Origin of the sequence: Micromonospora sp. NPDC127501, from assembly GCF_040302185.1 — a bacterium.
Taxonomy (GTDB): domain Bacteria; phylum Actinomycetota; class Actinomycetes; order Mycobacteriales; family Micromonosporaceae; genus Micromonospora.
On the sequence record NZ_JBEORJ010000006.1, the window covers coordinates 331,239 to 357,636 of the forward strand.

The 26,398-nt window shown below is 71.3% G+C and carries 24 protein-coding genes; 10 read left to right on the forward strand and 14 right to left on the reverse strand.

Features of this window, described 5'->3' with window-relative positions:
- Positions 1 to 5: 5 nt before the first annotated feature.
- Positions 6 to 773 (reverse strand): class III extradiol ring-cleavage dioxygenase family protein, encoded by a 768-nt coding sequence (locus ABTW72_RS16725; protein WP_350859652.1) that lies wholly within the window; start codon positions 771 to 773, stop codon positions 6 to 8.
- Positions 774 to 923: 150 nt separating this feature from the next.
- On the opposite strand from ABTW72_RS16725, the gene ABTW72_RS16730 reads away from it, so the two are divergent.
- The 3 genes from ABTW72_RS16730 to ABTW72_RS16740 all read left to right on the forward strand — a co-directional run bounded on the left by ABTW72_RS16730 (position 924) and on the right by ABTW72_RS16740 (position 5,837).
- Positions 924 to 2,132: a DUF349 domain-containing protein gene (locus ABTW72_RS16730; RefSeq protein WP_238671818.1), complete on the forward strand. Its 1,209-nt coding sequence runs from the start codon at positions 924 to 926 to the stop codon at positions 2,130 to 2,132.
- A gap of 500 nt (positions 2,133 to 2,632) precedes the next feature.
- Complete coding sequence (locus ABTW72_RS16735; protein WP_350859655.1) at positions 2,633 to 4,228, forward strand: cellulase family glycosylhydrolase; 1,596 nt, start codon at positions 2,633 to 2,635, stop codon at positions 4,226 to 4,228.
- Positions 4,229 to 4,487: 259 nt separating this feature from the next.
- Complete coding sequence (locus ABTW72_RS16740; RefSeq protein ID WP_350859657.1) at positions 4,488 to 5,837, forward strand: pectate lyase family protein; 1,350 nt, start codon at positions 4,488 to 4,490, stop codon at positions 5,835 to 5,837.
- A 48-nt stretch (positions 5,838 to 5,885) separates the two neighbouring features.
- On the opposite strand, the gene miaB is transcribed toward ABTW72_RS16740, so the two are convergent.
- Positions 5,886 to 7,379: a tRNA (N6-isopentenyl adenosine(37)-C2)-methylthiotransferase MiaB gene (gene miaB, locus ABTW72_RS16745; protein WP_350859660.1), complete on the reverse strand. Its 1,494-nt coding sequence runs from the start codon at positions 7,377 to 7,379 to the stop codon at positions 5,886 to 5,888.
- A 239-nt stretch (positions 7,380 to 7,618) separates the two neighbouring features.
- On the opposite strand from miaB, the gene ABTW72_RS16750 reads away from it, so the two are divergent.
- On the forward strand, positions 7,619 to 7,867 hold the full coding sequence (locus ABTW72_RS16750) for a DUF2277 family protein (protein ID WP_112676127.1): 249 nt from the start codon (positions 7,619 to 7,621) through the stop codon (positions 7,865 to 7,867).
- A 48-nt stretch (positions 7,868 to 7,915) separates the two neighbouring features.
- Here the strand turns inward: ABTW72_RS16750 and ABTW72_RS16755 are convergent, their stop codons facing one another.
- Positions 7,916 to 8,395: a hypothetical protein gene (locus tag ABTW72_RS16755; RefSeq protein ID WP_350859663.1), complete on the reverse strand. Its 480-nt coding sequence runs from the start codon at positions 8,393 to 8,395 to the stop codon at positions 7,916 to 7,918.
- Positions 8,396 to 8,625: 230 nt separating this feature from the next.
- On the reverse strand, positions 8,626 to 9,615 hold the full coding sequence (gene selD, locus ABTW72_RS16760; RefSeq protein ID WP_350859666.1) for a selenide, water dikinase SelD: 990 nt from the start codon (positions 9,613 to 9,615) through the stop codon (positions 8,626 to 8,628).
- Positions 9,616 to 9,810: 195 nt separating this feature from the next.
- On the opposite strand from selD, the gene ABTW72_RS16765 reads away from it, so the two are divergent.
- From ABTW72_RS16765 to ABTW72_RS16780, 4 genes are read left to right on the forward strand one after another with little or no spacing between them, the layout of a single operon-like run.
- Complete coding sequence (locus tag ABTW72_RS16765; RefSeq protein WP_088946762.1) at positions 9,811 to 10,566, forward strand: amino acid ABC transporter ATP-binding protein; 756 nt, start codon at positions 9,811 to 9,813, stop codon at positions 10,564 to 10,566.
- A gap of 56 nt (positions 10,567 to 10,622) precedes the next feature.
- The gene (locus ABTW72_RS16770; protein ID WP_350859669.1) at positions 10,623 to 11,498 is read left to right on the forward strand and encodes a glutamate ABC transporter substrate-binding protein; all 876 of its coding nucleotides are present in this window, start codon (positions 10,623 to 10,625) and stop codon (positions 11,496 to 11,498) included.
- A gap of 41 nt (positions 11,499 to 11,539) precedes the next feature.
- Positions 11,540 to 12,247 carry an amino acid ABC transporter permease gene (locus ABTW72_RS16775; RefSeq protein WP_112586661.1) on the forward strand — a complete coding sequence of 236 codons (708 nt, stop codon included), beginning with the start codon at positions 11,540 to 11,542 and terminating at the stop codon, positions 12,245 to 12,247.
- Entirely contained in the window at positions 12,244 to 13,230 is a 987-nt protein-coding gene (locus ABTW72_RS16780) for an amino acid ABC transporter permease (protein ID WP_350859672.1), read from the forward strand. Before ABTW72_RS16775 ends, ABTW72_RS16780 begins: the two co-directional genes overlap by 4 nt.
- A gap of 200 nt (positions 13,231 to 13,430) precedes the next feature.
- Here the strand turns inward: ABTW72_RS16780 and rny are convergent, their stop codons facing one another.
- From rny to ABTW72_RS16825, 9 genes are all read right to left on the reverse strand, one after another.
- Complete coding sequence (gene rny / locus ABTW72_RS16785; RefSeq protein WP_350859675.1) at positions 13,431 to 15,197, reverse strand: ribonuclease Y; 1,767 nt, start codon at positions 15,195 to 15,197, stop codon at positions 13,431 to 13,433.
- Between the two features lie 555 nt (positions 15,198 to 15,752).
- Positions 15,753 to 16,457 (reverse strand): 3-keto-5-aminohexanoate cleavage protein, encoded by a 705-nt coding sequence (locus tag ABTW72_RS16790; RefSeq protein WP_350859677.1) that lies wholly within the window; start codon positions 16,455 to 16,457, stop codon positions 15,753 to 15,755.
- Between the two features lie 30 nt (positions 16,458 to 16,487).
- On the reverse strand, positions 16,488 to 17,186 hold the full coding sequence (locus tag ABTW72_RS16795; protein ID WP_350859680.1) for a regulatory protein RecX: 699 nt from the start codon (positions 17,184 to 17,186) through the stop codon (positions 16,488 to 16,490).
- Between the two features lie 14 nt (positions 17,187 to 17,200).
- A complete protein-coding gene (gene recA, locus ABTW72_RS16800) occupies positions 17,201 to 18,247 on the reverse strand; it encodes a recombinase RecA (RefSeq protein ID WP_007456801.1) in 1,047 nt (348 codons plus the stop codon).
- A gap of 184 nt (positions 18,248 to 18,431) precedes the next feature.
- Positions 18,432 to 18,632, reverse strand: coding sequence for a DUF3046 domain-containing protein (locus ABTW72_RS16805; RefSeq protein WP_030489422.1), 201 nt, complete (start codon positions 18,630 to 18,632; stop codon positions 18,432 to 18,434).
- 5 nt (positions 18,633 to 18,637) lie between these two features.
- Positions 18,638 to 20,029: an MFS transporter gene (locus ABTW72_RS16810; protein ID WP_350859683.1), complete on the reverse strand. Its 1,392-nt coding sequence runs from the start codon at positions 20,027 to 20,029 to the stop codon at positions 18,638 to 18,640.
- Between the two features lie 206 nt (positions 20,030 to 20,235).
- On the reverse strand, positions 20,236 to 20,832 hold the full coding sequence (locus ABTW72_RS16815) for a hypothetical protein (protein WP_350859686.1): 597 nt from the start codon (positions 20,830 to 20,832) through the stop codon (positions 20,236 to 20,238).
- Between the two features lie 132 nt (positions 20,833 to 20,964).
- On the reverse strand, positions 20,965 to 21,669 hold the full coding sequence (locus tag ABTW72_RS16820) for a UdgX family uracil-DNA binding protein (RefSeq protein ID WP_112622139.1): 705 nt from the start codon (positions 21,667 to 21,669) through the stop codon (positions 20,965 to 20,967).
- A gap of 306 nt (positions 21,670 to 21,975) precedes the next feature.
- The gene (locus ABTW72_RS16825; RefSeq protein ID WP_350859690.1) at positions 21,976 to 23,316 is read right to left on the reverse strand and encodes an aminotransferase class I/II-fold pyridoxal phosphate-dependent enzyme; all 1,341 of its coding nucleotides are present in this window, start codon (positions 23,314 to 23,316) and stop codon (positions 21,976 to 21,978) included.
- 36 nt (positions 23,317 to 23,352) lie between these two features.
- Between ABTW72_RS16825 and ABTW72_RS16830 the strand changes: the two genes are divergently transcribed.
- Both ABTW72_RS16830 and leuE read left to right on the forward strand, forming a co-directional pair.
- Complete coding sequence (locus tag ABTW72_RS16830) at positions 23,353 to 24,597, forward strand: bifunctional pyridoxamine 5'-phosphate oxidase family protein/GNAT family N-acetyltransferase (RefSeq protein WP_350859693.1); 1,245 nt, start codon at positions 23,353 to 23,355, stop codon at positions 24,595 to 24,597.
- Positions 24,597 to 25,268, forward strand: coding sequence for a leucine efflux protein LeuE (gene leuE, locus ABTW72_RS16835; protein WP_091400492.1), 672 nt, complete (start codon positions 24,597 to 24,599; stop codon positions 25,266 to 25,268). The genes ABTW72_RS16830 and leuE overlap by 1 nt, the downstream gene beginning before the upstream one ends.
- 97 nt (positions 25,269 to 25,365) lie before the next feature.
- Here leuE and ABTW72_RS16840 read toward each other — a convergent pair whose 3' ends face one another.
- Positions 25,366 to 26,295, reverse strand: a complete 930-nt coding sequence (locus ABTW72_RS16840) for a sporulation protein (protein WP_350859696.1) — start codon at positions 26,293 to 26,295, stop codon at positions 25,366 to 25,368.
- Positions 26,296 to 26,398 lie beyond the last annotated feature (103 nt).

The following is a 26,398-nucleotide window of genomic DNA, read 5'->3' on the forward strand; positions in this document are numbered from 1 at the left end:
GCCTGTCACACCCGCTCCCAGGACGCGACGAAGTAGGCCACACCGTAGGGGGCGGAGTCGTGCAGCAACTCGCCGCGCCACCCACCCCCGGCCGCGCGGGCCGCGCCGGCGAGCACCTGCCAGGGTGCGCGACCGGCGGCCTTCAGCTCCGTCGACACCGCCGGGTCGAGGTCGAGCAGGGCGTCCAGGTCCGCGTCGGCCAGCGCCGCGGCAACCCCCTGGTCGTACGGCAGGGCGCGCGCGTCGTCGTACCCGGGTGCTTTCTCTCCCCGGCAGGCCGACCCGTCCCCGAGCACCAGCGACGCCACCCGGTCACCGGCGGCGCCGACCTCGTCGGCGAGCGCGGCCAGCTCGGCCGGGCCGGCATCGGCGGCCACCTGCACGGCGGTCACCGGCGGTCGGGTGTCGTGACGGGCCAGCAACCACGCGCCGATGGTCAGGCTCAACGGCAGCACCGCACCCCGGTCCGGTTGACCCGGCACCAACGGCAGGTACAGGTCGACACCCCAGGGCTGAAGAGAACCGCTCGCCGGGGTGCGGATCGGGCCGGTCACCGGGCCGGTGCCCACCAGCACCACAATGTCCGGATCGGCGGCCAACAGCCGGCGTACGGCGGTGTCACAGGCCGCCCGCAGATCGTCCAGCTCCGGGGCCGCGGAGCCGGCCACCTCGGGCACGAGCAGGGGCGGATGCGGGCAGACGGCGGCGGCGACCAGTGGCACCCGTCCACCGTAGCGGGAATCCCCGGTGCGTCTCCGCGCCGATCCGGTCATTCGGTCCCTAGGACACCGTATGGTCACGGTCGGCGATAGGCGCTCGACGCGGACCGGGTCGGACCTGTGACAATGCCGGAAGCAACTTGGCTGCGCCGTGGCGGCGACGGGGGATCGATCCCTCGACGCCGGGAGAACGAGGATGGGCACATGAGCGACTGGACTGCCTTCGGACGGGTGGACGCGGACGGCACCGTGTACGTCAAGACCACCGAGGGAGAGCGGGTGGTCGGATCCTGGCAGGCGGGAGCACCGGAGGAGGGCCTGGCTCACTTCGCACGCCGCTTCGCCGACCTGGTGACCGAGGTGGACCTGACCGAGGCGCGACTCAAGTCGGGTGCGGCGGACGCCGGGCACTCGTTGAGCACGATCCGGCGGATCCGTGCCACGCTGCCCGAGGCCAATGTCGTCGGCGACATCGACGCCCTGGCCACCCGCCTGGACAAGCTGGCGACCCTCGCCGAGGAGAAGGCCGGCGAAGCGCGCGCCGCCCGGGACGCCGCTCGCGGCGAGGCCCTGGCCCGCAAGACCGCGCTGGTCGAGGAGGCCGAGAAGCTGGCCGCCGAATCCACCGGGTGGAAGACCGCCGGGGACCGGCTCAAGGAGATCCTCGACGAGTGGAAGACCATCCGCGGGGTCGACAAGAAGGCCGACGGTGAGCTGTGGAAGCGGTTCGCCGCCGCCCGGGACGGCTTCACCCGCCGCCGGGGCGCCCACTTCGCCTCGCTGGACTCGCAGCGCAAGCAGGCCCAGACCGCCAAGGAGGAGTTGGTCGCCGAAGCGGAGAAGCTCTCGGACTCCACCGACTGGGCCGCCACCGCCAACCAGCTCAAGGACCTGATGACCCAGTGGAAGGCCGCTCCGCGCGCCTCCAAGGAGGCCGAGCAGAAGCTCTGGGAACGGTTCCGGGGTGCGCAGGACGCCTTCTTCAGCCGGCGCAGCGAGGTCTTCTCCGCACGGGACAACGAGCAGCGCGGCAACCTGGAGCGCAAGCAGGCCCTGCTCGCCGAGGCCGAGGCGTTGGACATCGACGCCGACCCGAAGGGCGCCCAGGCCAAGTTGCGGGAGATCCAGGCCCAGTGGCACGAGGCCGGCCGGGTGCCCCGCGAGGCGGCCGCCGGGCTGGAGCGTCGACTGCGCGTCATCGACGACAAGGTCCGTGACGTGATGGACTCGGCGTGGCGCCGCACCACCAAGGAGGACAACCCGCTGCTCGCCCAGATGCGGGCGCAGGTGGCGGAGGCCGAGGACCGGCTGGCCCGGGCGCAGAGCGCCGGGGACGCACGCCGGATCAAGGAGGCTGAGCAGGCCCTCGCCTCCAAGCGGCAGTTCCTCCAACTCGCCGAGCAGGCCGGCTGAGCTGACGACGTCCGGAGCCCCCGGTCCCGCTCGGGACCGGGGGCTCCCGCGTGTCCGCCCCCGCCCCCGGCCGTCACGGTCACGCTCGATCCAGGATGTGGTGGCCACCCGGCGCCGGGAAACCACTACATCCATCTTCCAGCGCGATCATGCAGGGGGCACGCGGCGCAGAACGGGCAGCGCGGGCGGGATCGACGCGCTGCGCGAGCGCGGGGGAACGGCCGGCGGGGTCGGGGCGCGGCGGCGCGACGGCGCAGGTTGACGCATTGACGTGGGCTGATCAGAATGAGCGACGGAGCCAGGTAGGGCCACCGGCGCGAGGGCGACGAAGGCGGAACATCCGCCGTCGAGGGTCGCCGGTGAGTTTCCGCGAGTGAGCACGTCCGCGTGACATGGGCCGTCGCGCACTGTCCGCGTACCCCTTGGGGACCGTGACGTGCGGACGGCCGCCCGCCGGCGTCGTTTCTGGACGGCGGCGGACCTCCGAAGTGGAGCTCGAATTGTTCCGTCCGAAAGCTCTCGGCGGCGCGCTCACCGCGCTCGTCACCGTCGCGGCTGGCGTGTTCCTCGCCGCCGCCGTCAGCACCAGCCCCGCCGTGGCCGCCGGCACCGGCACGGGTTATCTGCATACCAGTGGCAACCAGATCGTGGACAGCACCGGTGCGACGGTCCGGTTGACCGGCATCAACTGGTTCGGCATGGAGACCGACAACAAGACCTTCCACGGGCTGTGGTCGAACAACCCGTGGCGGGGACAGCTCGACACGATGGCCCGGCTGGGTTACAACACGTTGCGGGTGCCGTACTCGAACGACGCGCTGAAGCCGGGTGCGACCGCCAGCGGGATCAACGACTTCGTCAACCCGGACCTGATCGGGCTGTCGCCGTTGCAGATCCTGGACAAGGTGATCGACTACGCCGGCAGCAAGGGCATGCGGATCATCCTGGACCGGCACCGGCCGACGGCGGCCGGGCAGTCACCGCTCTGGTACACGTCGACGGTTTCCGAGGCGACCTGGATCAACGACTGGAAGATGCTCGCCCAGCGGTACGCGGGCAACACGACGGTGATCGGTGCCGACCTGCACAACGAGCCGCACGCGGAGGGCACCAACCCGGCGGCCACCGGCGCATGCTGGGGCTGTGGCGACACCACCCGGGACTGGCGGCTCGCCGCCGAGCGGGCCGGGAACGCCATCCTCGGTGTCCAGCCCAACTGGTTGATCTTCGTGGAGGGGGTGAGCTGCCCGAGTGGTGGCCTCTCCAACGTCTGGGACGGCGACACCAGCAACGACGAGGACTGCGGTTGGTGGGGCGGCAACCTGTCGAAGGCCGGTCAGTTCCCGGTCCGGCTGAACGTGGCGAACCGGTTGGTCTACTCGCCGCACGAGTACGCCACCTCGGTGTACCGGCAGACCTGGTTCGACGCCCCGGACTACCCGGCGAACATGCCGGCCATCTGGGACAAGTACTTCGGTTACCTCTACAAGCAGAACATCGCCCCGATCATGATGGGCGAGTTCGGCAGCACCCTGGTCGACCCGAAGGACAAGGTGTGGCTGGAGAAGCTGATGGCGTACACCGGGACCGGGGTGACCGGGATGTCGTTCACCTACTGGTCGTGGAACCCCAACTCGGGTGACACCGGCGGTATCGCGTTGGACGACTGGACCAATGTCAACACCGCCAAGCAGGCGATCCTCCAGCCGTACCTGATCGCGCCGTCCGGTGGCGGCACCAGCGGGCCGCCGACCGGTGGGCCGACGGACCCGCCGACGGATCCGCCGACCGGCGCCTGCACGGCCACCTACCGGCAGGTCAACGCCTGGCAGGGCGGCTTCCAGGGCGAGTTGACCGTGAAGAACACCGGCTCGGGCGCGGTGAACCCGTGGTCGGTCACCTGGAGTTGGCCGGCCGGGGTGACGTTGGGCAGTGGCTGGAACGCCACCGTCACGCAGTCCGGTACGACGATCACCGCGGCGGCTCCGAGCCACGCTCCGTCCCTGCCGGCGGGCGGGTCGGTCACCGTGGGCTTCACCGCCAACGGCACGGCCAGCGCACCGGGCACTGTGAAACTCAGCGGCACCGGCTGCTGATCCACCGGGACGGCCGGTGCGCTGCCGCCGGGACGGCCGGTGCGCACCGCATCGGCCGTTCCGGCCATTTACATTGAGGGTCTTCTATGTTGTTATCGGGAAAGCGCTTGCCTCTCTGCCGGCGAGCGCGATCGCGGGAGCCGCTTTCCTTCACGAACCTGCACTGGCGGGCCCGAGGACCACTGGTCCCGGCCGAGATCCGCCGCCCACGGGCATGGGCGTCGCGACACCTCCGTCCGCCTCACCGAAAGGAAGCAGCATGCGCACAGGACGGCGTCGAACGACGCTGATCGCCACCACCGCCGCAGCCACCGCCACCCTGGTCACCGCCGGGCTGTTGACCTCCGTGTCCGCCCAGGCGGCCGCCGGTTGCCAGGTGGCCTACTCGGTCGCCAGCCAGTGGCCCGGCGGATTCACCGGCAACGTCACCGTCACCAACCTCGGCGACCCGGTCTCCGGGTGGACGCTGCGCTGGTCGTACGGGGCCGGCCAACAGGTCAGCCAGGCGTGGGGCGCCACCGCCTCGCAGAGCGGCAGCCAGGTCTCCGCGACCAACGTCGACTACAACGGCAACCTGGCGACCAACGCCAGCGCCACGTTCGGCTTCAACGCGAGTTGGAACAGCTCCAGCAACCCGGCTCCGAGCAGCTTCAGCCTGAACAACGTCGCCTGCACCGGCAGCACCACACCGACCACCCCGCCGCCGACCGACCCGCCTCCGTCGAGCACTCCCCCGCCCAGCACGCAGCCGCCGTCGGCCCTGGTCGGCTGGGCCACCCAGAACGGCGGCACCACCGGTGGCGGCAACGCCGCCATCACCACGGTCACCACCGCCTCGGCGTTGACCAGCGCGCTGAACGCGACCGGCGCCGCGGTGATCCGGGTGTCCGGAACGATCACCTGCTCGGGCATGCTGCGAGTCCGGTCCAACAAGACCATCCTCGGCAACTACGGCGCGACCATCGCCGGCTGCGGGTTCAACATCAGCGGCGACCGCAACGTGATCATCCGCAACCTGACCTTCCGCAGCTGGAACGACGACGCGATCAACGTGCAGGAGTCGGCCACCAACATCTGGATCGACCACAACAGCTTCAGCAACGGGTACGACGGCGCCGTCGACATCAAGCGCGGCTCGGACTTCGTCACCGTCTCGTGGAACCGGGTCTTCAGCCACGACAAGACCATGCTGCTCGGTCACAGCGACGACAACGCCAGCCAGGACGTCGGTCACCTGCGGGTGAGCTACCACCACAACTGGTTCGACGGCAGCAACCAGCGCAACCCCCGAGTGCGCTTCGGCAACCCGGTGCACGTGTTCAACAACTACTACCGGGCCAACGGCGGCTACGGCGTGGCGTCCACCGAGAATGCCGGGGTGCTCGTCGAGGGCAACTACTTCGAGAACGTCGACGACCCGTACCACCTCGGCGAGGGGGACTCGGGGCCCGGCAGCCTGGTCGCCCGCAACAACCACTTCGTCAACTCGCCCACCGGCCAGGCCGGCGGCAGCGTGGCCAGCATCCCGTACTCCTACCAGCTGGACACCGCGAGCAACGTCAAGTCCATCGTGACGGCGGGTGCCGGCGCCAGCCGGATCACCGTCTGACTCGGCCTTCAGCGGAAGGGCCCCTCGTCCAGGGGCCCTTCCGTGCGGTCAGTGGGTGGCGCAGCCGGCGGCGGGGGCAGCCACGACCGGCGGTGCGCCGATCGTCGGCAGACCGAGCAACACCCCAGGGGTACGCGGGGAGCGACCCGCCTCGGCCGCGTCACCAGCCCGGGTGCGACGGTGCGCCACCGGCGCACCGTCGGCGTTCAGGTGGTGCGGGGCGGCGTACGTGACGGTGGTGTGCACGATGTCCCCGGGCCGGATCTGACCAGCGAGGGACTCCCCGTCGGCGGTCCCGGTCGCGAAGTGCACCAGGCGACCGTCGCGGGCCCGGCCGGACATCCGACCGGTCCGCTCGTCCTTACGGCCCTCGCCGACCGCGACCAGCACCTCGACGGTCTCACCGACGAGGCGCTTGTTCTCCGCCCAGGTGATCTCCTCGACGCAGGTGATCAACCGCTCGTAGCGCTCCTGCACGACCTGTTTGGGCAGCTGATCGTCCATGATCGCGGCGGGGGTGCCGGGCCGCTTCGAGTACTGGAAGGTGAAGGCCGAGGAGAACCGGGCCTCCCGGACCACGTCCAGGGTGCGCTGGAAGTCGGCCTCGGTCTCACCGGGGAAGCCGACGATGATGTCAGTGGTGATCGCCGCGTCCGGCATCGCCGCGCGGACCTTCTCGATGATCCCCAGGTAGCGCTCGGAGCGGTAGGACCGGCGCATCGCCCGGAGCACGTCGTCGGAGCCGGACTGCAACGGCATGTGCAGCGAGTGGCAGACGTTCGGCGTCTCGGCCATCGCGGCGATCACGTCGTCGGTGAAGTCCTTCGGGTGCGGGCTGGTGAACCGGACGCGCTCCAACCCGTCGATGTCGCCGCAGGCCCGCAGCAGCTTGCCGAACGCGTACCGGTCGCCGAACTCCACACCGTACGAGTTGACGTTCTGCCCGAGCAGGGTCACCTCCAGCACGCCCTCGTCGACCAGGGCGCGCACCTCGGAGAGGATGTCGCCGGGGCGCCGGTCCTTCTCCTTGCCGCGCAGCGCCGGCACGATGCAGAACGTGCAGGTGTTGTTGCACCCCACCGAGATCGACACCCAGCCGGCGTACGTGGACTCGCGGCGGGTCGGCAGCGTGGACGGGAAGACGTCGAGGGACTCCAGGATCTCCACCTCGGCGGCGGCGTTGTGCCGGGCCCGCTCCAACAGCACCGGCAGCGCGCCGATGTTGTGGGTGCCGAAGACCACGTCCACCCAGGGGGCCTTGCGGACGATGTCGCCCCGATCCTTCTGGGCGAGGCAGCCGCCGACCGCGATCTGCATCCCGGGGTGCTTGTCCTTCACCGGGCGCAGACGACCGAGGTTGCCGTAGAGCCTGTTGTCCGCATTTTCCCGCACCGCGCAGGTGTTGAAGACCACGATGTCCGGGGTGTCGTCGCCAGCGGGTGCACGCTCGTATCCCGCCTGCTCAAGCAGGCCGGAGATGCGTTCGGAGTCGTGCACGTTCATCTGGCAGCCGTACGTGACGACGTTGTAGGTCCTAGCCACCCTGTTGGTGCCCCTTCCCCTCGGGCTACCAGGGTAGCGGCCCGGTCCGGGGGGACGTCCGACCGGCATTGTCCCGTCCTGCGGCGTTGGCCCGGCACCCCATGGTGGGGGATTCACGGCGGGCAGTTCGCGGCGGCACAGAACCTGTTTCCGGGCGATTCGAGGTCTTCGCAGGATAGGCAACAGCCCCAGCGATGGCATCGTTGGTCGAGTAGCGCGCCAACCGAGGAGGAACTCACATGTGCCGGAGCATCAAGACGCTGCGTGAGCCGTTCACCCCGCAGGTGACCGACGCGGACGTCGAGGCGGCGGCGTTGCAGTACGTCCGGAAGATCTCTGGCTTCCGGGCGCCCGCCGCGCACAACGCCGCCGCGTTCGACGCCGCAGTGGCCGCCGTGGCCGAGGCGACGCGCACCCTGCTCGACCAACTGGTGGTGCGGGGTGCCGGATCGGGCACCACCGACCGGTCGGCCACCGCCGCCAGTTGACCGCCGCTGACCGGCACGGCACCCGGCCGGGCCTGACCCTGGGGAGGGTCAGGCCGCGGCGAGCGCCGGAGCGACAGTGTCGGGCGCCCAGCGTGAGCGGTGGCACTGCGACCAGCCCCGGCAACCCGGGTCACCCAGCGAGCAGAGCCGCAGCCTGCTGAGCACCTCACCGTCCTCAGTGTCCCGCACGTCGAAGTGCACCGGACGGACCGTGCCGTCCGGAGCGACGAGCAGGTGCCGGCCCGCGTCGAGCGTGTCGTCGCGCAACAGGCAGTTGCGGCCCAGCAATCGGGCCAGTGCGGCGATGCTCGCGTGCTCGGCGAGCTGCTCGGGCACCCCGTAGCAGTCCACCACCGTCGCGAACTCGCCCGGCGCCTGCCAGACGTCACACACCACCGCGTACGCCGGCAGCCGCGCCGGGTCGGCCACCGCCAGCGGCATCACCACCCGACCGAGCGCCTCCGCCAGCGCCGGGTAGACCTCCACGGGTTGAGCCCCGTCGATTCTCCAGTTCCACAGCTCGGTCATTCCGCCTCCTCGCTGCGTTCGTCCCCACCGGCCTCCGGATCGGGCCTTACACACGATGGTGGGGGGCATTTGACCCCAGCCGGGGGCAAGTTACCGGTCTGTGACCATTCCGGGCAAAATTTCCCTGAGCAGCATTGCTCGGAGTAGCGGGAAGGTGACAGTTTATCGGGTATGGTGCGCCATCCGCACCACCGCCACCGCGTGTCCTCCCGCAGGTCGGCCGCCCCCGGTCAGCGCAGGACGACCAGGTGCTCCCCCCGGGGCAGCAACTCGCCCACCACCGGAGCGCCGGGCACCTCGCCGGCGACCAGCAGGCCGCCGGAGGTCTGGGCGTCGGCCAGCAGCAGCCGCTCCGCCTCGTCCGCCGCGCCGAAGTCGGTCCACGGGGTCACCCACTCCAGGTTGCGCCGACTGCCGCCGCTGACGAACCCGTCGCGCAGCGCCTCGCGGGCGCCGGCCAGATAGGGCACCCGGGCGGTGTCGATGGCCACCGTGACCTGGCTGGCCCGGGCCAGCTTCGAGGCGTGCCCGAGCAACCCGAACCCGGTCACGTCGGTGCCGCACCGGATGCCGGCGGCGACCGCCGCGCGGGCGGCCTCCCGATTGAGCGCGCTCATCGTGGCCACCGCCTCCGGGAAGCTCTCCCCGGTCGCCTTGTGCCGGGTGTTCAGCACACCCACCCCGAGCGGCTTGGTCAGCGACAACGGCACCCCGGCCCGCCCGGCGTCGAGGGTGATCAGCTCCTCCGGCCGGACCGTGCCGGTGACCGCGAGACCGTACTTCGGGCCGTCGTCGTCCACGCTGTGCCCGCCGGCCAGGTGGCAGCCGGCCTCCCGCGCCACGTCCTGGCCGCCGCGCAGCACCTCACGGGCCAACTCCAACGGCAGCACGTCGCGCGGCCAGCACAGCAGGTTGAGCGCCACCAGCGGGGTGCCGCCCATCGCGTACACGTCGGAGAGCGCGTTGGCCGCGGCGATCCGACCCCAGTCGTACGCGTCGTCGACCACCGGGGTGAAGAAGTCGGCGGTGCTGACCAGGCCGGTCCGCTCATCCAGGCGCACCACCGCCGCGTCGTCGCCGTGGTCCAACCCGACCAGCAACTCGGCGGTGCCGGTCGCCGGGCCGAGACCGGCCACCATGATCTCCAGCTCGCCCGGCGGGATCTTGCAGGCGCAGCCACCACCGCGGGCGTACTTGGTCAACCGTACGGGTTCGGTCATCCACCCATGATCGCGACAAGGTGCCACGATCGCCACCGTGACCACCCATCCGGTGACCAAAATCGGACGCCCGAGAACGATCGTGACCGGTGTTACCGCTCCGTGACCCGCTGGGTTGCGTTCTGCCACATCAGGCCGCCTACAGTGGCCGCACCGGGGGTCAACCGACCCCGATCCGGGAGACGACAGGGGACGGTGGACGACGTGACGACGGGCGAACCGCTCATCGTGCTGGACGCGGTCAACAAGTGGTTCGGGCCGCTGCACGTGCTGGACGACGTCTCACTGTCGGTGGGTCGGGGCGAGGTGGTCGTGGTGATCGGCCCGTCCGGCTCCGGCAAGTCGACGCTGTGCCGCACGATCAACCGACTGGAGCCGATCAACTCGGGCACCATCACCTTCGACGGTCAGCCGCTGCCGGCCGAGGGCAAGCCCCTCGCGAAGCTGCGCAGCGAGGTGGGCATGGTCTTCCAGTCGTTCAACCTCTTCGCGCACAAGACCATCCTGGAGAACGTCACCCTCGGCCCGATCAAGGTCCGCAAGGAGAAGCCGACCGCCGCCCGCGAGCGCGGCCTGGCCCTGCTGGACCGGGTCGGCATCGCCAACCAGGCGGACAAGTTCCCGGCCCAACTCTCCGGCGGTCAGCAGCAGCGGGCGGCCATCGCCCGGGCGCTGGCCATGCAGCCCAAGGCGATGCTCTTCGACGAGCCGACCAGCGCCCTGGACCCGGAGATGGTCGGCGAGGTGCTCGACGTGATGACCTCGCTGGCCAGCGACGGCATGACGATGGTCGTGGTGACCCACGAGATGGGCTTCGCCCGGCACGCGGCGAACCGGGTCATCTTCATGGCCGACGGGCAACTGGTCGAGGACGCCCCACCGGCGGAGTTCTTCGCGAACCCGCGCAGCGAGCGGGCCCGAGACTTCCTCTCCAAGATCCTCACGCACTAGGCGTCCGTAGTGGAGCGCGCCGTACTCGGTGGGCTCCGTTGAAGAAGGAGAAGAGTATGCGTATCAAGCGCGTTGCGGCAGTCGCCGCGGTCGCCGCTCTGGCGCTCGGCCTCACCGCCTGTGGTGGCGACGACGGCGGGGACACCGGTGCTGGCAGCAAGTCCTTCACCGCCGGCACCACCATGGAGAAGCTGAACAAGGCCCAGAAGATCAAGGTCGGCACCAAGTTCGACCAGCCCGGCTTCGGCCTGAAGGGCCTCTCCGGCAAGCCGGAGGGCTTCGACGTCGAGATCGCCAAGATCATCGTCAAGGAGCTCGGCATCCCCGAGGACAAGATCGAGTGGGTCGAGGCCCCCTCGAAGGTCCGCGAGGACGTGATCGTCAACGGCACGGTCGACCTGGTGGCCGCGACCTACACGATCAACGAGAAGCGCAAGGAGCGGATCGCCTTCGCAGGCCCGTACTACGAGGCCGGCCAGAACATCATGGTCAAGAAGGACGACACCACCATCACCGGTCCGGACTCGTTCAAGGACGGCACCAAGAAGGTCTGCTCGGTCACCGGCTCGACGCCGTTCGAGGAGATCAAGAAGTACGTCAAGGACGTCGCCACCCAGCTGGTGCCCTTCGACACCTACGACAAGTGCCGCGACGCCCTCAAGAGCGGCCAGGTCGACGCCGTCACCACTGACAACGTGATCCTGCTCGGCTACATCGCCAAGGACGAGGCGTCGTTCAAGCTGGCCGGCAGCAACTTCACCAAGGAGCCGTACGGCATCGGGGTGAAGAAGGAGGACGCGGACTTCCGCAGCTTCATCAACGACACGCTGGACAAGGCCGTCGCCGACGGCAGCTGGAAGAAGGCCTGGGACGACACCGCCGGCAAGTTCGGCGCGGAACTGGGCTCGGCGCCCACCATCAACCGCTACTGATCTGATCCTTCGATCTGGAGGGTGGGGAGGAACACCGACCCGTGAACGTGCTCATCGACAAGTTCGACGTCTTTGCGGGTGGTTTCTGGCTCACCCTCCAGATCTGCATCCTTGCCGCGATCGGCGCCCTCGTCCTGGGCGCCATCGTGGCGGTGCTGCGCATCTCACCGGTGCCGCCGCTCCGTGCGCTCGGCACCGGCTACGTGAACGTCTTCCGCAACATGCCGTTGACGGTGGTGATGTTCTTCGCCGCGTTCGGCCTGCCGGCGCTCGGCTCCAACGCGGACTTCCTGCGCATCCCGGTGCTCGACTCGCTGTTCACCAGGCTCGGCACCGACCTGCCGTACTTCCGGTTCGCGCTGATCGCCCTGGTGCTCTACACCGCGGCGTTCGTCTGCGAGGCGCTGCGCTCCGGGGTGAACGCGGTGCCCGCCGGCCAGGCGGAGGCGGCGCGGTCACTGGGCCTGACCTTCGGGCAGAACCTGCGCTACGTGGTGCTGCCGCAGTCCTGGAAGGCCTCGATCGTCCCGCTCGGTTCCGTGATCATCGCGATGATCAAGAATTCGGCGCTGGCCGGCTTCTTCGGGGTCGCCGGTGACCTGTCGGCCACGGCCGACCAGCTCACCGGAGCCGAGGGCTACGCCTTCGTCCCGGTCGCCATCGGCATCTCGATCGGCTACCTGATCATGACCGTGCCGCTCGGCGCCCTGCTGGACCGGATCGAGAAGCGACAGGCGGTGGCCCGATGAGTCAGCAGACCAGCGTCCTCTACGACGTCCCTGGCCCCCGGCAGCGGCGGATCACCCTGATCAGCAGCCTCGTCGCCGGCGTGGTCCTGCTCGTCGGCGCATACTTCCTGATCTACCGGCCCCTGGATGAGAACGGCCAGCTCTCGATGGAGCTGTGGGGCCCGCTGATCGACCCCTCCAACGAGAACTTCTCCCAGGTGTGGGAGCGGATCGGCCTCGGTTTCAAGAACACCCTGCTCGCGGCGGCCCTGGCCATCGTCTCCTCGCTGGTGATCGGCACGCTGCTCGCCGTGCTGCGGATCCAGCTCAAGAGCCTGATCCGACGGCGCTTCACCGGCGTGGCGACGCCGGTGGCGTACCTGCTGCGCGGGCTGAGCAGGGTGCTGTCCGCGGTCACCCGGGTCTGCGTCGAGGTCTTCCGCGGCCTGCCCGTCGTGCTCACCATCTTCTTCGTGGCTCGCGGTTTCCCCGAGTTCGGCTTGTACTTCGACAACTTCTGGTACCTGGTCATTGGCCTCACCATCTACAACTCGGTGGTGATCGGCGAGATCCTTCGCTCCGGCATGGAGGGGCTGCCCGGCGGTCAGGCGGAGGCCGCCGCCGCCATCGGGCTCTCGCCAGCACAGACCACCCGGATGATCCTGCTGCCACAGGCCTTCCGGGTCATGCTGCCGGCACTGATCAGCCAGCTGGTCGTGGTGCTCAAGGACACCTCGCTGGGCTTCATCATCAGCTACGAGGAGACCCTGAACATCGGCAAGCAGCTCATCGGCGTGCTGGGCAACCCGATCCAGGTCTACGTCGTGATCGCCGTGCTCTTCATCGTGGTGAACTACTCGCTGTCGAAGCTCGCCCAGTACGTCCAACGACGGCTCGCCCGCGGCCGCAAGACCGCCGGCACCCCGGCGCAGAACCCGCCGCCGGCGGCCCTGATCTCCCAGGCCGAGGGCGGGGGCGCCGGCGGAGGTGGCGGCGGCGCCTGAGCCACGCCACACCGACCAGAAGGCCCGAAGGCCGCCCCGAGCAGTTCGGGGCGGCCTTCGGTCATCTGCGCGGGTGGTGCGTGTGGCGCCGTTGCGCGCGCGGCCGCTGCGGGCGGGTGATCGACTCTGTTATCAGGACATCGCGGTGTCCCGACGCGTGCGACCCACCGACTTCCAGGAAGCCGAGTCGATCAAGCGGCTCAGCGGGCGATCTCGGTGACCCGGGACTCGCGGACCACTGTGACCCGGATCTGACCCGGGTAGGTCAGCTCCTCCTCGATCTGCTTGGCCACGTCGCGGGCCAGCACCGCCGCCCCGATGTCGTCGACGTCGTCCGGCTTGACCATCACCCGGATCTCCCGGCCGGCCTGCATGGCGAAGACCTTGTCCACGCCGAGCTTGCCCGCCGCGATCTCCTCGATCCGCTCCAGCCGCTTGACGTACGCCTCCAGGCTCTCCCGGCGCGCGCCCGGCCGACCACCGGAGCAGGCGTCGGAGGCCTGGGTGAGCACGGCCTCGATGGTCTGCGGGGGCACCTCGTTGTGGTGCGCCTCGATGGCGTGCACCACGTCCTCGTGCTCGCCGTACTTGCGGGCCAGGTCCGCGCCGATGATGGCGTGGCTGCCCTCCACCTCGTGGGTGAGCGCCTTGCCGATGTCGTGCAGGAACGCCGACCGTTTGATGATCGGCACGTCCAACCGCAGCTCGGCGGCCATGATGCCGGCGATGTGGGCGGTCTCGACCAGGTGCTTGAGCACGTTCTGCCCGTACGAGGTGCGGTAGCGCAGCCGGCCGAGCAGGGTCACCAGCTCCGGGTGGATCTCGGTGATGCCGACCTCGACCAGGGCGTCCTCGGCGGCGCGGAGGCAGAGCTGCTCCACCTCCTGCCGGGCCAGGTCGTAGACCTCCTCGATGCGGTGCGGGTGGATGCGCCCGTCGAGGACCAGCTTCTCCAGGGTGACCCGACCCACCTCGCGGCGGACCGGGTCGAAGCAGGAGAGCAGCACCGCCTCGGGGGTGTCGTCGATGATCAGGTTGACGCCGGTCACCGACTCGAAGGCGCGGATGTTGCGCCCCTCCCGGCCGATGATCCGCCCCTTCATCTCGTCGCCGGGGAGGTGCAGGACGCTGACCACGCTCTCCGCGGTCTGCTCGCTGGCGACCCGCTGGATCGCGTCCACCACGATGTGTCGGGCGCGCTGCTCGGCCGTGTTGCGCGCGTCGGACTCGATGTCCCGCACGAGCAGCGCCGCTTCCCGCTTGGCCTGCGTCTCGATGGCGTCGACCAACTCCAGTCGGGCGGACTCGGCGGTGAGCCCGGCGATCCGCTCCAGCTCCCGGCGGCGCAGCTCCTCCGACTCGGTCAGCTCGGCCTCCCGCTGGGCGAGCGCGGCCTCCCGGGCGGCGAGGGCCGCCTTCGCGGCGGTGAGCTGTCGCTCCCGCTCGGCGAACCGCTCCACCTCCTCGGTGTGCATCCGCTCCCGCTCGTCCATCCGAGCTGCCCGACGTTCCACCTCGGCGGCCTGCTCCCGGGTGGTGGCGGCGAGCACCGCGACCTCCCGCTCGCCGCTGCGCCGGGCTGCCGTCCGCAACTGTTCGGCGTCCGCCTCGGCCTGCTTGTGGGCGCGCTCCAGAACGGTGTCCGCCTCGGCCCGGGCGTCGTCGAGGACACGCCGCGCCTCGGCGCGGGCCGCCTTCGCCTCGGCCTTCGCCGCCGCCGCCTCGGTACGGGCCGCGGCGGCCGCTGACTTCGCCACGTCGATCGTGCTGTTCGCCTCGTCGGCCGCGGTCCGCAGGGCCGCGAGGGACTGCTCCTGGCGGTCCTTCTCGGCGATGAAGGCGGGATCCTCCGGAGCCGGCGCCGCGCCCATCCGGCGCAGTGTCCGGATGCCGACGAGCACGGCCCCGATCACCACCACCGCGAGGACGAGGACGGCCGCGAGGAGCACGACGTCGAACGCGTTCATGCCGGGACCCCGTCGGGTCTACCGATGAACCTGTGCCGCCGCCCCGCCATGGCCGCCTCCCCTAACGTCGAGACCGCAGCGACCGTGCCGGGGGCACACTCCTGCGGCTGTGGACGCCCGACCGGAGCGGCTGGCCGTGGGTAGCTTTCTCCGCCGGCGGTGCCCGTGGGCAGCGTCGGCGGCCGGGTGCAGTTGTCGCAGCGTTCCGGACCGGCCTGTCCGGAACTGCCGCCAAAGGCCGCGGAGCCGGCCAAAGTGATGCTGTTCTGTTACGCGATCTATGTTGTGCGCTTAGCCTGCGCTGGTCGGGCAATGTGAGCCTGTATGGCGAGGCTAGGTCGCCGGGGGTGCTCCGGTCAAGGACTCATGATCAAACCCCCCGAACGGAGAGAAGTTGAACCGTCACCGCGCGCTGATATCACGCCGGACAGGAAGGGACAAACTCCGCGAGGTGTGCTGCCCCCTGGACGTGTCGGGCCTGCTCAGCGCCGTCCAAGGGGTCGTCGGACGGGGCCGACGACTCGAGCGAGGTGTGACCCAACAGTCTGACCAACGTCAGCTGGCACCGACCGCCACCGCTGCCGCGACCAACGCCGCGTTGTCCCCGGCGGGCGAGCCGTCCGGCAGGCACAGGGTGTCCTCCAGCCCGATTCGGGTGTCCAGAGCCCGGCGTACCGCCTCGGCGAGGACCGGCCAGGTCGCCGGCCCCTCGGCGTGCAGCAGCACCGACGGCGCGTCCGCCGGCAGCGCGGCGAGAAGCCGGGAGGCGTCGGCCAACGCGACCGCCACGTCCTCGGCCATGCACTCGATCAGAACCCGCCCGGCCGGCACCCGCCACCTCCGGTACGCCGCGACCGCGTCGAGCGTCCACAGCCCTGCCTCGACGAGCACACCACGCTCGTGCAGGGCGGCCGCGACGGCCTCGGCACCGGGCTCGTGCGCGTTGACCGAGGCGAAGTCGGGCAACACCGGCCAGGCCCGGACGGCGGCCACCCGGGCAGCCGGATCCGGCACGATCCAGGCTCCGGTGCTCACCCCCACCGGCAGCCCCGGCCGGGCGGCACGGATCGCGGTCAGCGCGTCAGCGATCACCGTCGGCCGCAGCGACTCGACGCCGGCCTCGTCCCGGGGATGGACGTGCACGGCCGCGACCCCGAGCGCCGCGCAGCGGGCCGCATCGGCGGCGAGCTCCGCCGCCGTGAGCGGCACGGCCGGATGGGCCTGCCGGCCGCGCCCACCGTTCAGACATGCCTTCAACATCGGGCCCCCATCCGGAGTCGCAGCGACCGCTCACTCGACCAGACGGTTGTCGCGCTCCAACTCGCCCTCGGCGTCGGCGAGGGCGTCGGCGTCGATCTGCTCGGCGAACTCGGCCGCCTCGGCGCTCTGCGCGGCGAGCGCGTCCTTCACCGCCCGGATGGCCACGCCAGGCGGGTAGCCCTTGCGGGCCAGCATGCCCACCAGCCGGCGGAAGACCGCGTCCGGCTCGCCGCGGGCGGTGCGCAGCTTGCGCTCCACCAGGGCACGGGCGGTGTCCGCCTCGGTCTCCTCGTCCAGCTCATCCAGCGCCTCGGTGGCCACCTCGCCGTCCACGCCCTTGCGGCGCAGTTCGTTGGCGAGCGCCCGGCGAGCGAGGCCGCGCCCGGCGTGCCGGCTCGACACCCAGGCCCGGGCGAACGCGGCGTCATCGATGATGCCGACCTCGTCGTACCGGTCGAGGACCTCGGCCGAGACCTCCTCGGAGATGCCCCGCTTGGCCAGCGCCCCGGCCAACTCGGCCCGGGTGCGGGGCCGGACGGCGAGCTGGCGCAGACAGATCTCGCGGGCCACCTCGGACTCGTCGCGCGGAGGGGCCGGAGACTCGACGGTGTCGGTCTCCTCGGACCGACCCCGGCGGCCTCGCCGAGGGCGGGGCGCATCGGTGGCGTCGCCCGTACGAGGCGGACTGGCATCCCAGCCCCGCCCCGTACGGGCGCGTCGTCCTGCCATGGGTCAGCGACCGGTCAGAAGTCGACCGGCGGCAGCTCCGGGCCACCGGCGGCGTCACCCGCGCCGACCCCGACGCCGAGCTTCTCCAGGATCTTCTTCTCGATCTCGGCGGCCACGTCCGGGTTTTCCTTCAGGAACTCCCGGGCCTTCTCCTTGCCCTGGCCGAGCTGGTCGCCGTCGTACGTGTACCACGCTCCGGACTTGCGGATGATCGCCTGCTCCACGCCGACGTCGATCAGCGAGCCCTCACGCGAGATGCCCTTGCCGTACATGATGTCGAACTCGGCCTGCTTGAACGGCGCGGCGACCTTGTTCTTCACGACCTTGACCCGGGTGCGGTTACCGACCACGTCGGTGCCGTCCTTGAGGCTCTCGATGCGTCGCACGTCGAGCCGGACCGAGGCGTAGAACTTCAGCGCCCGACCACCGGTGGTGGTCTCCGGGCTGCCGAACATGACGCCGATCTTTTCCCGCAGCTGGTTGATGAAGATCGCCGTGGTGCCGGTGTTGCTGAGCACACCGGTGATCTTCCGGAGCGCCTGGCTCATCAGCCGGGCCTGGAGGCCCACGTGGCTGTCGCCCATCTCGCCCTCGATCTCGGCGCGCGGCACCAGGGCCGCCACCGAGTCGATCACGATGATGTCCAGAGCGCCGGAGCGGATCAGCATGTCCGCGATCTCCAGCGCCTGCTCGCCGGTGTCCGGCTGGGAGACCAGCATCGCGTCCGTGTCGACGCCGAGGGCCTTCGCGTACTCCGGGTCGAGCGCGTGCTCGGCGTCGATGAAGGCGGCGATGCCGCCGTTGCGCTGGGCGTTGGCCACCGCGTGCAGTGCCACAGTGGTCTTACCGCTGGACTCGGGACCGTAGATCTCGACCACCCGGCCACGGGGCAGGCCGCCAATGCCGAGGGCAACGTCGAGCGCGATGGAGCCGGTCGGAATGATTGCGGTCTGGACGACCGGCCGGTCGCCCAGCCGCATCACCGAGCCCTTGCCGAATTGCTTGTCAATCTGAGCGAGAGCAAGGTCGAGTGCCTTCTCCCGGTCAGGCCCTGCTGCCATGGTTGCCACCCCTGCCTTCGCCGGCGTCTTTGCTGAGCTTCGCGTCACGCGGACACGCTAGGCGCTAGGTCCGACAGAAAACCAGCCGACGGGCCGCGAGCTGTGGACGAGCACCCCGCTGTGGACAATAGCCGAACAGGTGTACGACTCGGCAAACGACACGCGGAACCGGCGAAAAGGCTGCTCAGCGTAGTCGAGCGGGCACTCGATCGGGGTACGCGGCACAGACCGCCCGCCACACCACGTGCGTCTGCTCCCCCGATGCCAGGGCCTGCTCGATGGTCCGCCCGCCGAGCTGGGACAGCACCTGATCGCGGGCGATGCTGGCCGCGTAGCCGGGCCCGAACGCCTCGTCCAGCCGCGTCCAGAAGTCGGTCAGCCGCACAGTGATCAGCCCTCCTCGTCCGGTGCCCCGGTCGGCACCGGGCGCAACGCTAGCGCCACCAGGGGCGCCGCCGCGACCGCCGCGAGCAGGGTGAGCACGGGATAACCGGCGAACTGCATGACAAACCCGCTGACCACTGCGGCCCCGGCCCCGGCCAGCCCCATGATCAGGTCGCACAACCCCTGGACGCTCGGTCGCACGGCGGCCGCCACCGATTCGGACAGCAGGGTCGAGCCGGCCACCATCGTCCCCGACCAGCCCAACCCGAGCAGGACCAGACCGATCGAGAGCCGAGGCGTGTGGTGCCCGGCGGTGCCGGCGACCGCGCAGGCGGCCAGCAGCAGCCCGACCCCGCCCAGGATCACCGCCCGTCGACCGAGCCGGTCGGTGAGCCAACCGACCACCGGCGAGAACGCGTACATGCCGGCGATGTGCAGGCTCAGCACGATGCCGACCAGCCGCAACACGTCGGCGTCGGCGTGCGACTCACCGAGCCGCACCGGAGTCATCGCCATCACCGCCACCATCACCAGGTGACCCACCGCCACGGCGGCGATGCCGAGTCGGGCGGCGGGCTGTGCGCGTACCACCGACCAGGCCGCACGCATCCCGGCGCCGCGCGGCGCGCGCACCTTGACCGGCGCGGTGACCGGCGTCGCACCGCCACCTGCCGCCGGCGCCTCGGCCGCCACCGCGGTCGCCGTCGCGTCGGCGGTCGGCGGCGGATCGGCGGCAGGCGCGTCGGCCGCCGCGAGCCGCCGCGCGGTGAGCAGCGGGTCGGGCCGGAGCAACCCGAGGAGTACGACGGCGGCCAGCACGAACGCCGCCGCGCTGAACGCGAACGGGCCGGCCAGCGGGGGCAGCCCCCAGCCGGTCGTGACCCGGTCGGCCAGTGCGGCGAAGTTCGGCGCGGCCACCGCGCCGATGGTGGTGGCCCAGACGATCAGGGAGAGCTGCCGCCCCCGGCGGGCCGGCTCGGCGAGATCCACCGCCGTGTAGCGGGCCTGCAGGTTCGCGGCGGTGCCCCCGCCGAAGAGCAGCATGCCCACGAAGAGCAGCGGCACCCAGCGGGTGGCCGCGGCCAGCACCACCAGCAGGCCACCGACGGCGCCGACCCCGTACGCCAGCACCAGACCCGGCCGGCGACCGTGCCGCGCCATGATCCGGGTGACCGGGACGGCGAGCAGCGCGGCACCGACCACCCCGGCGCTCTGCGCGACACCGGCCACCGCGGTCCCGGCGATCCGTGCCGCGAGCAGCGCGCCCACGGCGATGCCGATGGTCACGCCGATCCCGCCGATGATCTGGGTGGTGAAGAGCAGCCGCAGGGTACGCCGCTGGATCGACGCGACGTCGGGTCGGGCGGCGGTACGCGGCGCGGTCAGGTCGGTCGCCATCGGCGCTCCTCAGGACGGGAAGCCCCATCCTCGCGCACCCGCACCGACCAGCGGCAGTGGGTTTTGCCGACAGCCGAACCGGTCCGTCCGAGCACGCCCCGTCGCGTCGGAACGGGTCGCTGCCGGCGCGGCCCACGCCCCGGTGCCGGGTGTTGATCGACGCTAAGGACGTGTTCAGCAAGATCAGCGGGCCGCTGAGCCGCCCCCTACCCACGCGCTCCCGGTGTTGCCGGTGGGTTGGGCCCGGCCAGCAGGGATGCCAGCCGACGGATCCGGGTCAGGGTGCGCGCGGCGACGGCCACACTGACGGCGGCGACCACGCCGAAGATCGCCGCGAAGCCCTCGTTGTCGGCGAAGAGAGCGAGCAGGATCAGCCCGAGGGAGATGCCCAGGATGGCCAGCAGCGCCGCCCGCGTGGCCCGCCGCTGTCCGGCGAGGTAGCCGGGCAGGTCGGCCCGTACCGCGTCGTCCTCGGGCACGGCGCCGGTAAGCATCGCCTCGCGCAGCGCGTACCCCTCGGGATCCCGCCGAGCATTCTGCTGGCCCGCCATCCGCCGGCTCAGGTAGAGCGCCGGGCCGATCGAGACGGCGTTCAGCGCGGCACCCAGCACCGCTTCGTCAAGTGATTCCTGTCGGTCGAAGAGCCAGCGCACCGGCAGCCCGATGAGCACCGTCATCGGCACCCAGTAGACGGCAATGAGCTGCAAGCCGGGCGCCCGCTCGAAGAACCGCTTCCATCTCCCGCGACGCCCGACGGCCGCAGCGGGCGCACCGGCGCGACGCTCCTCGTTGTCAACGTCCATCGACCCCCGTTACCCACCCGCGCGATCGGCGACGCACTGTCAATCTTGGACACTTTCCGTCAGCTGCGAACGGAAAGTGTCCAGGATCTGAACAGGTCTCGGCGGCGCACCGGGTACGTGAGTCGGTCGCCGTCAGCCGGGCAGTGCGCGGGTGACGACGGTGAGGTCGGCGACCAGGCCCTCGTACGCCTTGTCCTGGTCGTCGGCCCGCAGGACGGCGGACGGGTGAATGGTGGCCAGCAGCCGAGCCTGCGGCGCGTCGGCGCGCTTTCCGGCGTTGTCCACCGGCACCTGCTCGAAGTCCGCGGGGTGTTGGGCCGACTCCGGCCAGGGCAGCAGCTCGCCCCGCTGCCGGGTGACCCGGAAGGACGGGCCGAGCAGCGCCTTGGCGGCGGTCGCGCCGAGCACCACCACGACCTCCGGACGCAGCCGGGCGAACTCGGCGACCAACCAGGGGCGGCAGGCGGTGATGTGCACCTGGTCCGGGGTCTGGTGGATCCGCCGCTTGCCGCGCTGTTCAAAGCGGAAGTGCTTTACGGCATTTGTCAGGTAGAGGTGACCCGGGTCCAGCCCGGCGTCGTCGACCGCGCGGCGCAGCAGGCGACCGGCCGGACCGACGAAGGGCAGCCCCTTCTGGTCCTCCATGTCGCCTGGCTGCTCGCCGACCAGCACCACGCGGGCGCTCTCGTCGCCCCGACCGAAGACCGTCTGCGAGGCGTCCCGGTACAGCTCGCAGCCCCGACAGCCGCCGGCGGCGGTGCGCAGGTCGTCGATGGTGTCGGCGTCGGGCGGGATGAACCGCTGGGCGCCCGGAGCACTCCCGGTCTGCTCGGCCATGCCGACTGTTATATACCCGTTCGATGCTCACCGCCGGATACGCCCCGGCGCACCGGCCGCATCGCGTCAGTACCCGTTACCGCCCCCGTCGCCGCCGGACGCGATCGCAATCAGCACGATGACGATGATGATGATCGCCACCGCCACCGCGATCCAGATCCCCTTACGAGCCCCACCAGAAGCCATGTGCCCCACCTCCGGGCGCCCGCATACCCGTCTTCGCCGCCGCAAACCCCGCGAATCAGCACTTTCTGCCCCGACCACAGTGCTTTCCACCAACCCACACTGCGAGATCACGGGCGGGGTTCAGGTGGGGAAGCCCTGGGAGGGGGGTGGGTTCTCGGCCTGGGCCAGGGCCGCCGCCAGCGGGGCCAGGTCGGCGGTGTCCAGGGAGCTGACGGTGATGCGCAGGGCCGGCGGGGCGGCGATGCGGTAGAGCGCGCCGGGGGCCACCGCCCAGCCGGCGTCGCGGAGCGCGGTCACCGTGCTGGTCTCGTCCGCGACCGGCAGCCAGACGTTGATGCCGCTGCGACCGTGTGCGGTCAGGCCGTGCTCGGCCAGCGCGGCGAGCAGCCCTTCGCGGCGCTGCTCGTAGCTCTGCGCCGCCCGCTGCACCAACTCGGTGACCGCCGGGTCCCGCCACAGGGCGAGCACCAGCCGTTGCAGCACGGTGGAGACCCAGCCGGCCCCGACCCGGGTACGGCCGCTCACCCGGGCCACAGTCGTCTCGTCGCCGACCAGCACCGCCATCCGCAGGTCCGGGCCGAAGGGCTTGCTCACCGAACGGAGGAAGGCCCAACTCTCGGTCGCACCGGCGAGCGGGTGCAGGGGTACGCGGGCCAGTTCGGCAGCGTGGTCGTCCTCGATCAGCAGCAGGTCCCGGCGGCCGGCGAGCAGCGTCCGCAGCGCCTCGGCGCGGGCCGCGGAGACGGCGGCGCCGGTCGGATTCTGCGCCCGGCTGGTGACGATCAGAGCCCGCGCTCCGGCGGCGAGCGCCGCCGCCACCCCGGCGACCAGCGGCCCCTCGTCGTCCACCGGTACGCCGATCGGGCGCAGGCCCAGCGCGGCGACGAGGTCGAGCAGGTTGGCCCAGCCCGGGTCCTCGACCGCCACCGCGTCGCCGGGGCGCAGGTGGGCGCCGAGCAACCGTTCGATGCCGTCCAGCGCACCGCCGGTGAGCGTCAACTCCCCGGCCGGTACGCCATCGGCGCTCAGCCGGCCGCGGGCCACCTCGGCCAGTTCGGGCAGCACTCCGGCATCGGAGTAGCCGACCGACGGGCCGTTCTCGGTGGCGAGCGCCGCCAGGTGCGGGCCCAGCGGGGGCAGCAGACGGGGGTCGGGTTCACCCCGGGACAGGTCGCGTGCGCCGGGCAACGGTGGGGGGCGCAGCGCGGAGCGGCGGGCGGCCACCGGGGGGCGGGGGCGTACCCGGGTGCCGTGCCGACCGGCGGTGGCGAGCAGGCCGCGCTGGCGTAGCTCCTGGTAGGCGCGGGCGACGGTGGCGGGGCTGACGCCCAGCTCGGCAGCGAGTGCCCGCACGGGCGGCAGGGCGGCTCCCGGTGACAGGGCGCCGGTACGGATGCCGGACTCGATGCTGGCCGAAATCTCGACGGCCGTCGCACCGGTGAACTGATAGTGTGCTGACACAAATAAGAGATTGTACTAGAACAAAGGGGCGCGCGCATGTATCCACCCACCGCCCGGACCACACCCCACCGCTCCCGCGACAAGATGAGCTACGACCAGGCCGCCGCCCACGCCGTGCTCGACGAGGCGTACGACTGCGCGCTCAGCTTCACCGTCGACGGGCAGCCACGGGTGCTGCCCACCCTGCACGTCCGCATCGGCGACACGCTCTACCTGCACGGCTCCACCGGCAGCCGGCCGCTGCTCGCCGCCCGGGGCGACGACGGGTTGCCGGTCTGCGTCGCGGTGACAGTGCTCGACGGGCTGGTCTACGCCCGTTCCCAGTTCCACCACAGCGCCAACTACCGCTCGGTCGTCGCGCACGGCACCGCCCGACTGGTCACCGACGAGCGGGAGAAGCTCGCCATGCTCACCGCGCTGGTCGAGAAGGTCGGCGCGGGACGCAGCACCGCCACCCGTCCGCCCAGCCGCCGCGAGCTGGCCGAGACCGCCGTACTGGCGCTGCCGCTGCGCGAGGTGTCCGTCCGGGCCCGCACCGGCGGGGTCCGCGAGGACGAGGCCGACCTGCACCTGCCGCACTGGGCCGGCGTGCTGCCGCTGCGCCTGACCGCCGGGGCACCCGAGCCGGACGCCGGGGTCACCGCGCCGCTGCCGGCGTACCTGCGGACGCCCCGCACGCCCTGGCACGACCCGGTGCCGCTGCACGGCGAGCACGTTCGGCTGGAGCCGCTGGAGCTGGCGCACACCGACGAGTTGCACGCCGCCACCACGGACCCTGAGGTGTGGCGGCACCTCAGCGTCGCGGCGCCCACCGCCCCCGCCGAAACCGCCGAGGTGATCGGCACCGCCCTGGCCGCCCAGCACCGGGGCGAGCGGGTGGCCTGGGTGCAGCGGTGCGCGGCGACCGGGGCGGTGGTGGGCAGCACCTCCTACTACGACATCGACCCGGAGCGGCGGGCGGTGGCGATCGGGCACACCTTCCTCGGCCGGCCCTGGTGGCGTACCGGCATCAACACCGAGGCGAAGTTGCTGCTGCTCAGCCGGGCCTTCGACGACCTGGGTGCGGTACGGGTCGCCTGGCACACCGACATCCGCAACGTTCGCTCCCAGGCGGCCATCGAACGGCTCGGCGCGACCCGGGAGGGGGTGCTGCGGATGCACCGGCAACGCCCGGACGGCTCCTGGCGGGACACCGTGCAGTACGCGATGACCGTCGACGAGTGGCCGAACGCACAGGCCAGGCTGCGAGAAAGACTTCTGCGGACGGCACCGGTGGCGTGATGATGGCGGGCGTGCTGGGGATCACCGACATCTGGACGTACGTGCTGGGCACCGTGGCCATCATCCTGCTGCCCGGGCCGAACTCACTCTTCGTGCTCTCCACCGCGGCCAAGCGGGGCGTCGCGGTCGGCTACCGGGCCGCCGGTGGCGTGTTCGTCGGCGACGGGGTGCTGATGTTCCTCTCCGCCGCCGGGGTGGCGTCGCTGCTCAAGGCGTACCCGCCGCTGTTCATGGTGATCAAGTACGCCGGTGCCGCGTACCTCGGTTATGTCGGGGTGACCATGCTGCTCGGCGCCGTGCGGCGCTGGCGCGACCGCAACGACCCGAGCACGCCGCGGCTCATCGACGCCGCGGAGCCGGCGGCGATGCGCAGCCCGTTCCGCAAGGCGCTGGTGATCAGCCTGCTGAACCCGAAGGCGATCCTGTTCTTCATCTCGTTCTTCATCCAGTTCGTCGACCCCGGTTACGCCTGGCCGGCGCTGTCGTTCCTGCTGCTCGGGCTGATCGCGCAGGTGACCAGCGCGCTCTACCTGACCGCGTTGATCTTCGCGGGCACCTTCCTGGCCGCCCAGTTCCGCCAACGCCGCCGCCTGGCGGCCGGTGGCACCACCGCCGTGGCCGCCCTCTTCCTGGCCTTCAGCCTCAAGCTGGCCACCGCCAGCGCCGGCTAGTCCGCCGCGATCTTGCACTTTCGGTCGTCGAAACGCGCACTCTGAGCCGGTTTGTGGCCGCAGAAACTGCAAGATCGCGGGGGTGGGAGGCCGGGGGTCAGGTGCCGTCGCCGCCGCCGGAGCCGCCTCCTACGCCGGCGCCGCCGGCGGTTCCGCCCAGGCCGTAACCCGGTCGGATCGGCTCGTCGGGATGGCGGCTGACGTGGGCCGAGCCCGCGATCTGCGCGGACCAGTCGGCGTGCGCGGCCGCGGCGGCGTGCCGGTTGATCGCCTGACGGATCCAGCCGTCCACGGTGGCGACCCAGTCCCGCCGGTCGGCGTCCTCGTGCCAGATCCGGAACCGGCTGATGCTCTGATGGGTGATTCCGGCCAGCGCCAGCCGGCGATCCATCCAGAGGATCGCCTCCAGGCCCGCCGAGTTCGTCACGAAGATCACCTCCAGCTCGGTGATCGGGCCGGCGTAGAGCGGCCCCACCCAGTAGCCCCAGCGTTGGTGCAACGGCAGGGTGTGCTCCACCCCCGGCAACCCGCCCTCCTGCAACCCGGACTGCCGGATCATGAAACCGAGGGTGTCCAGCGCCGCCAGCACGTGCTGCTGGGTGGGGATCGGATGCACGAAGACCGGCACCATGGCGCCCTGGTCGAGGTCGGGGTCGAGCGACACCTCGGTCCGCAGGCCCATCCGCAGGCTCAGCAGCGGCACCCCACCGAAGGTGGTCACCGGGGTCTCCCACGGCAGCGGGAACGCGAAGTCGACCGCCCGCCGCCGGCCGGCCGGTACGACGAACCGGCCGGCGATCGGCACGTGGTGGAACTGCACGAGACGTCGGGCCGCGGCCGGGTCGTCCGGCTCGACAGTGGTGACGAGACCGAGTCGGATGTGCCGCACCAGCACGTCCTCCGGGCCGGCCGCGAGGGTCACCCGTCCCGGCAGGCGTAGGCCCGGGCGGGTACTCGGGTTGGGCAGCGTGGTCTGCACGGAGAGCCCGGTGCCACCGGACTCCGGGGATACTCCCGTCAGCCGCACCGCGCGCCCCCTCCCGGGACGGGGCCCCGCCGGCCCCACCAGGCGCGCCTACCCGGTCGGGGTCGGCTCAAGCCCGCCGCCGTGCCGAGCGTTGACCCGGCCG

Bases quoted from the DNA above. Each gene is read 5' to 3' on its own strand.
- ABTW72_RS16725 (WP_350859652.1), bottom strand. From the start codon at position 773: ATGACCGGATCGGCGCGGAGACGCACCGGGGATTCCCGCTACGGTGGA.
- ABTW72_RS16730 (WP_238671818.1), top strand. From the start codon at position 924: ATGAGCGACTGGACTGCCTTCGGACGGGTGGACGCGGACGGCACCGTG.
- ABTW72_RS16740 (WP_350859657.1), top strand. From the start codon at position 4,488: ATGCGCACAGGACGGCGTCGAACGACGCTGATCGCCACCACCGCCGCA.
- ABTW72_RS16750 (WP_112676127.1), top strand. From the start codon at position 7,619: ATGTGCCGGAGCATCAAGACGCTGCGTGAGCCGTTCACCCCGCAGGTG.
- ABTW72_RS16755 (WP_350859663.1), bottom strand. From the start codon at position 8,395: ATGACCGAGCTGTGGAACTGGAGAATCGACGGGGCTCAACCCGTGGAG.
- selD (WP_350859666.1), bottom strand. From the start codon at position 9,615: ATGACCGAACCCGTACGGTTGACCAAGTACGCCCGCGGTGGTGGCTGC.
- ABTW72_RS16770 (WP_350859669.1), top strand. From the start codon at position 10,623: ATGCGTATCAAGCGCGTTGCGGCAGTCGCCGCGGTCGCCGCTCTGGCG.
- ABTW72_RS16780 (WP_350859672.1), top strand. From the start codon at position 12,244: ATGAGTCAGCAGACCAGCGTCCTCTACGACGTCCCTGGCCCCCGGCAG.
- rny (WP_350859675.1), bottom strand. From the start codon at position 15,197: ATGAACGCGTTCGACGTCGTGCTCCTCGCGGCCGTCCTCGTCCTCGCG.
- ABTW72_RS16790 (WP_350859677.1), bottom strand. From the start codon at position 16,457: ATGTTGAAGGCATGTCTGAACGGTGGGCGCGGCCGGCAGGCCCATCCG.
- ABTW72_RS16795 (WP_350859680.1), bottom strand. From the start codon at position 17,186: ATGGCAGGACGACGCGCCCGTACGGGGCGGGGCTGGGATGCCAGTCCG.
- recA (WP_007456801.1), bottom strand. From the start codon at position 18,247: ATGGCAGCAGGGCCTGACCGGGAGAAGGCACTCGACCTTGCTCTCGCT.
- ABTW72_RS16810 (WP_350859683.1), bottom strand. From the start codon at position 20,029: ATGGCGACCGACCTGACCGCGCCGCGTACCGCCGCCCGACCCGACGTC.
- ABTW72_RS16815 (WP_350859686.1), bottom strand. From the start codon at position 20,832: ATGGACGTTGACAACGAGGAGCGTCGCGCCGGTGCGCCCGCTGCGGCC.
- ABTW72_RS16820 (WP_112622139.1), bottom strand. From the start codon at position 21,669: ATGGCCGAGCAGACCGGGAGTGCTCCGGGCGCCCAGCGGTTCATCCCG.
- ABTW72_RS16830 (WP_350859693.1), top strand. From the start codon at position 23,353: ATGTATCCACCCACCGCCCGGACCACACCCCACCGCTCCCGCGACAAG.
- leuE (WP_091400492.1), top strand. From the start codon at position 24,597: ATGATGGCGGGCGTGCTGGGGATCACCGACATCTGGACGTACGTGCTG.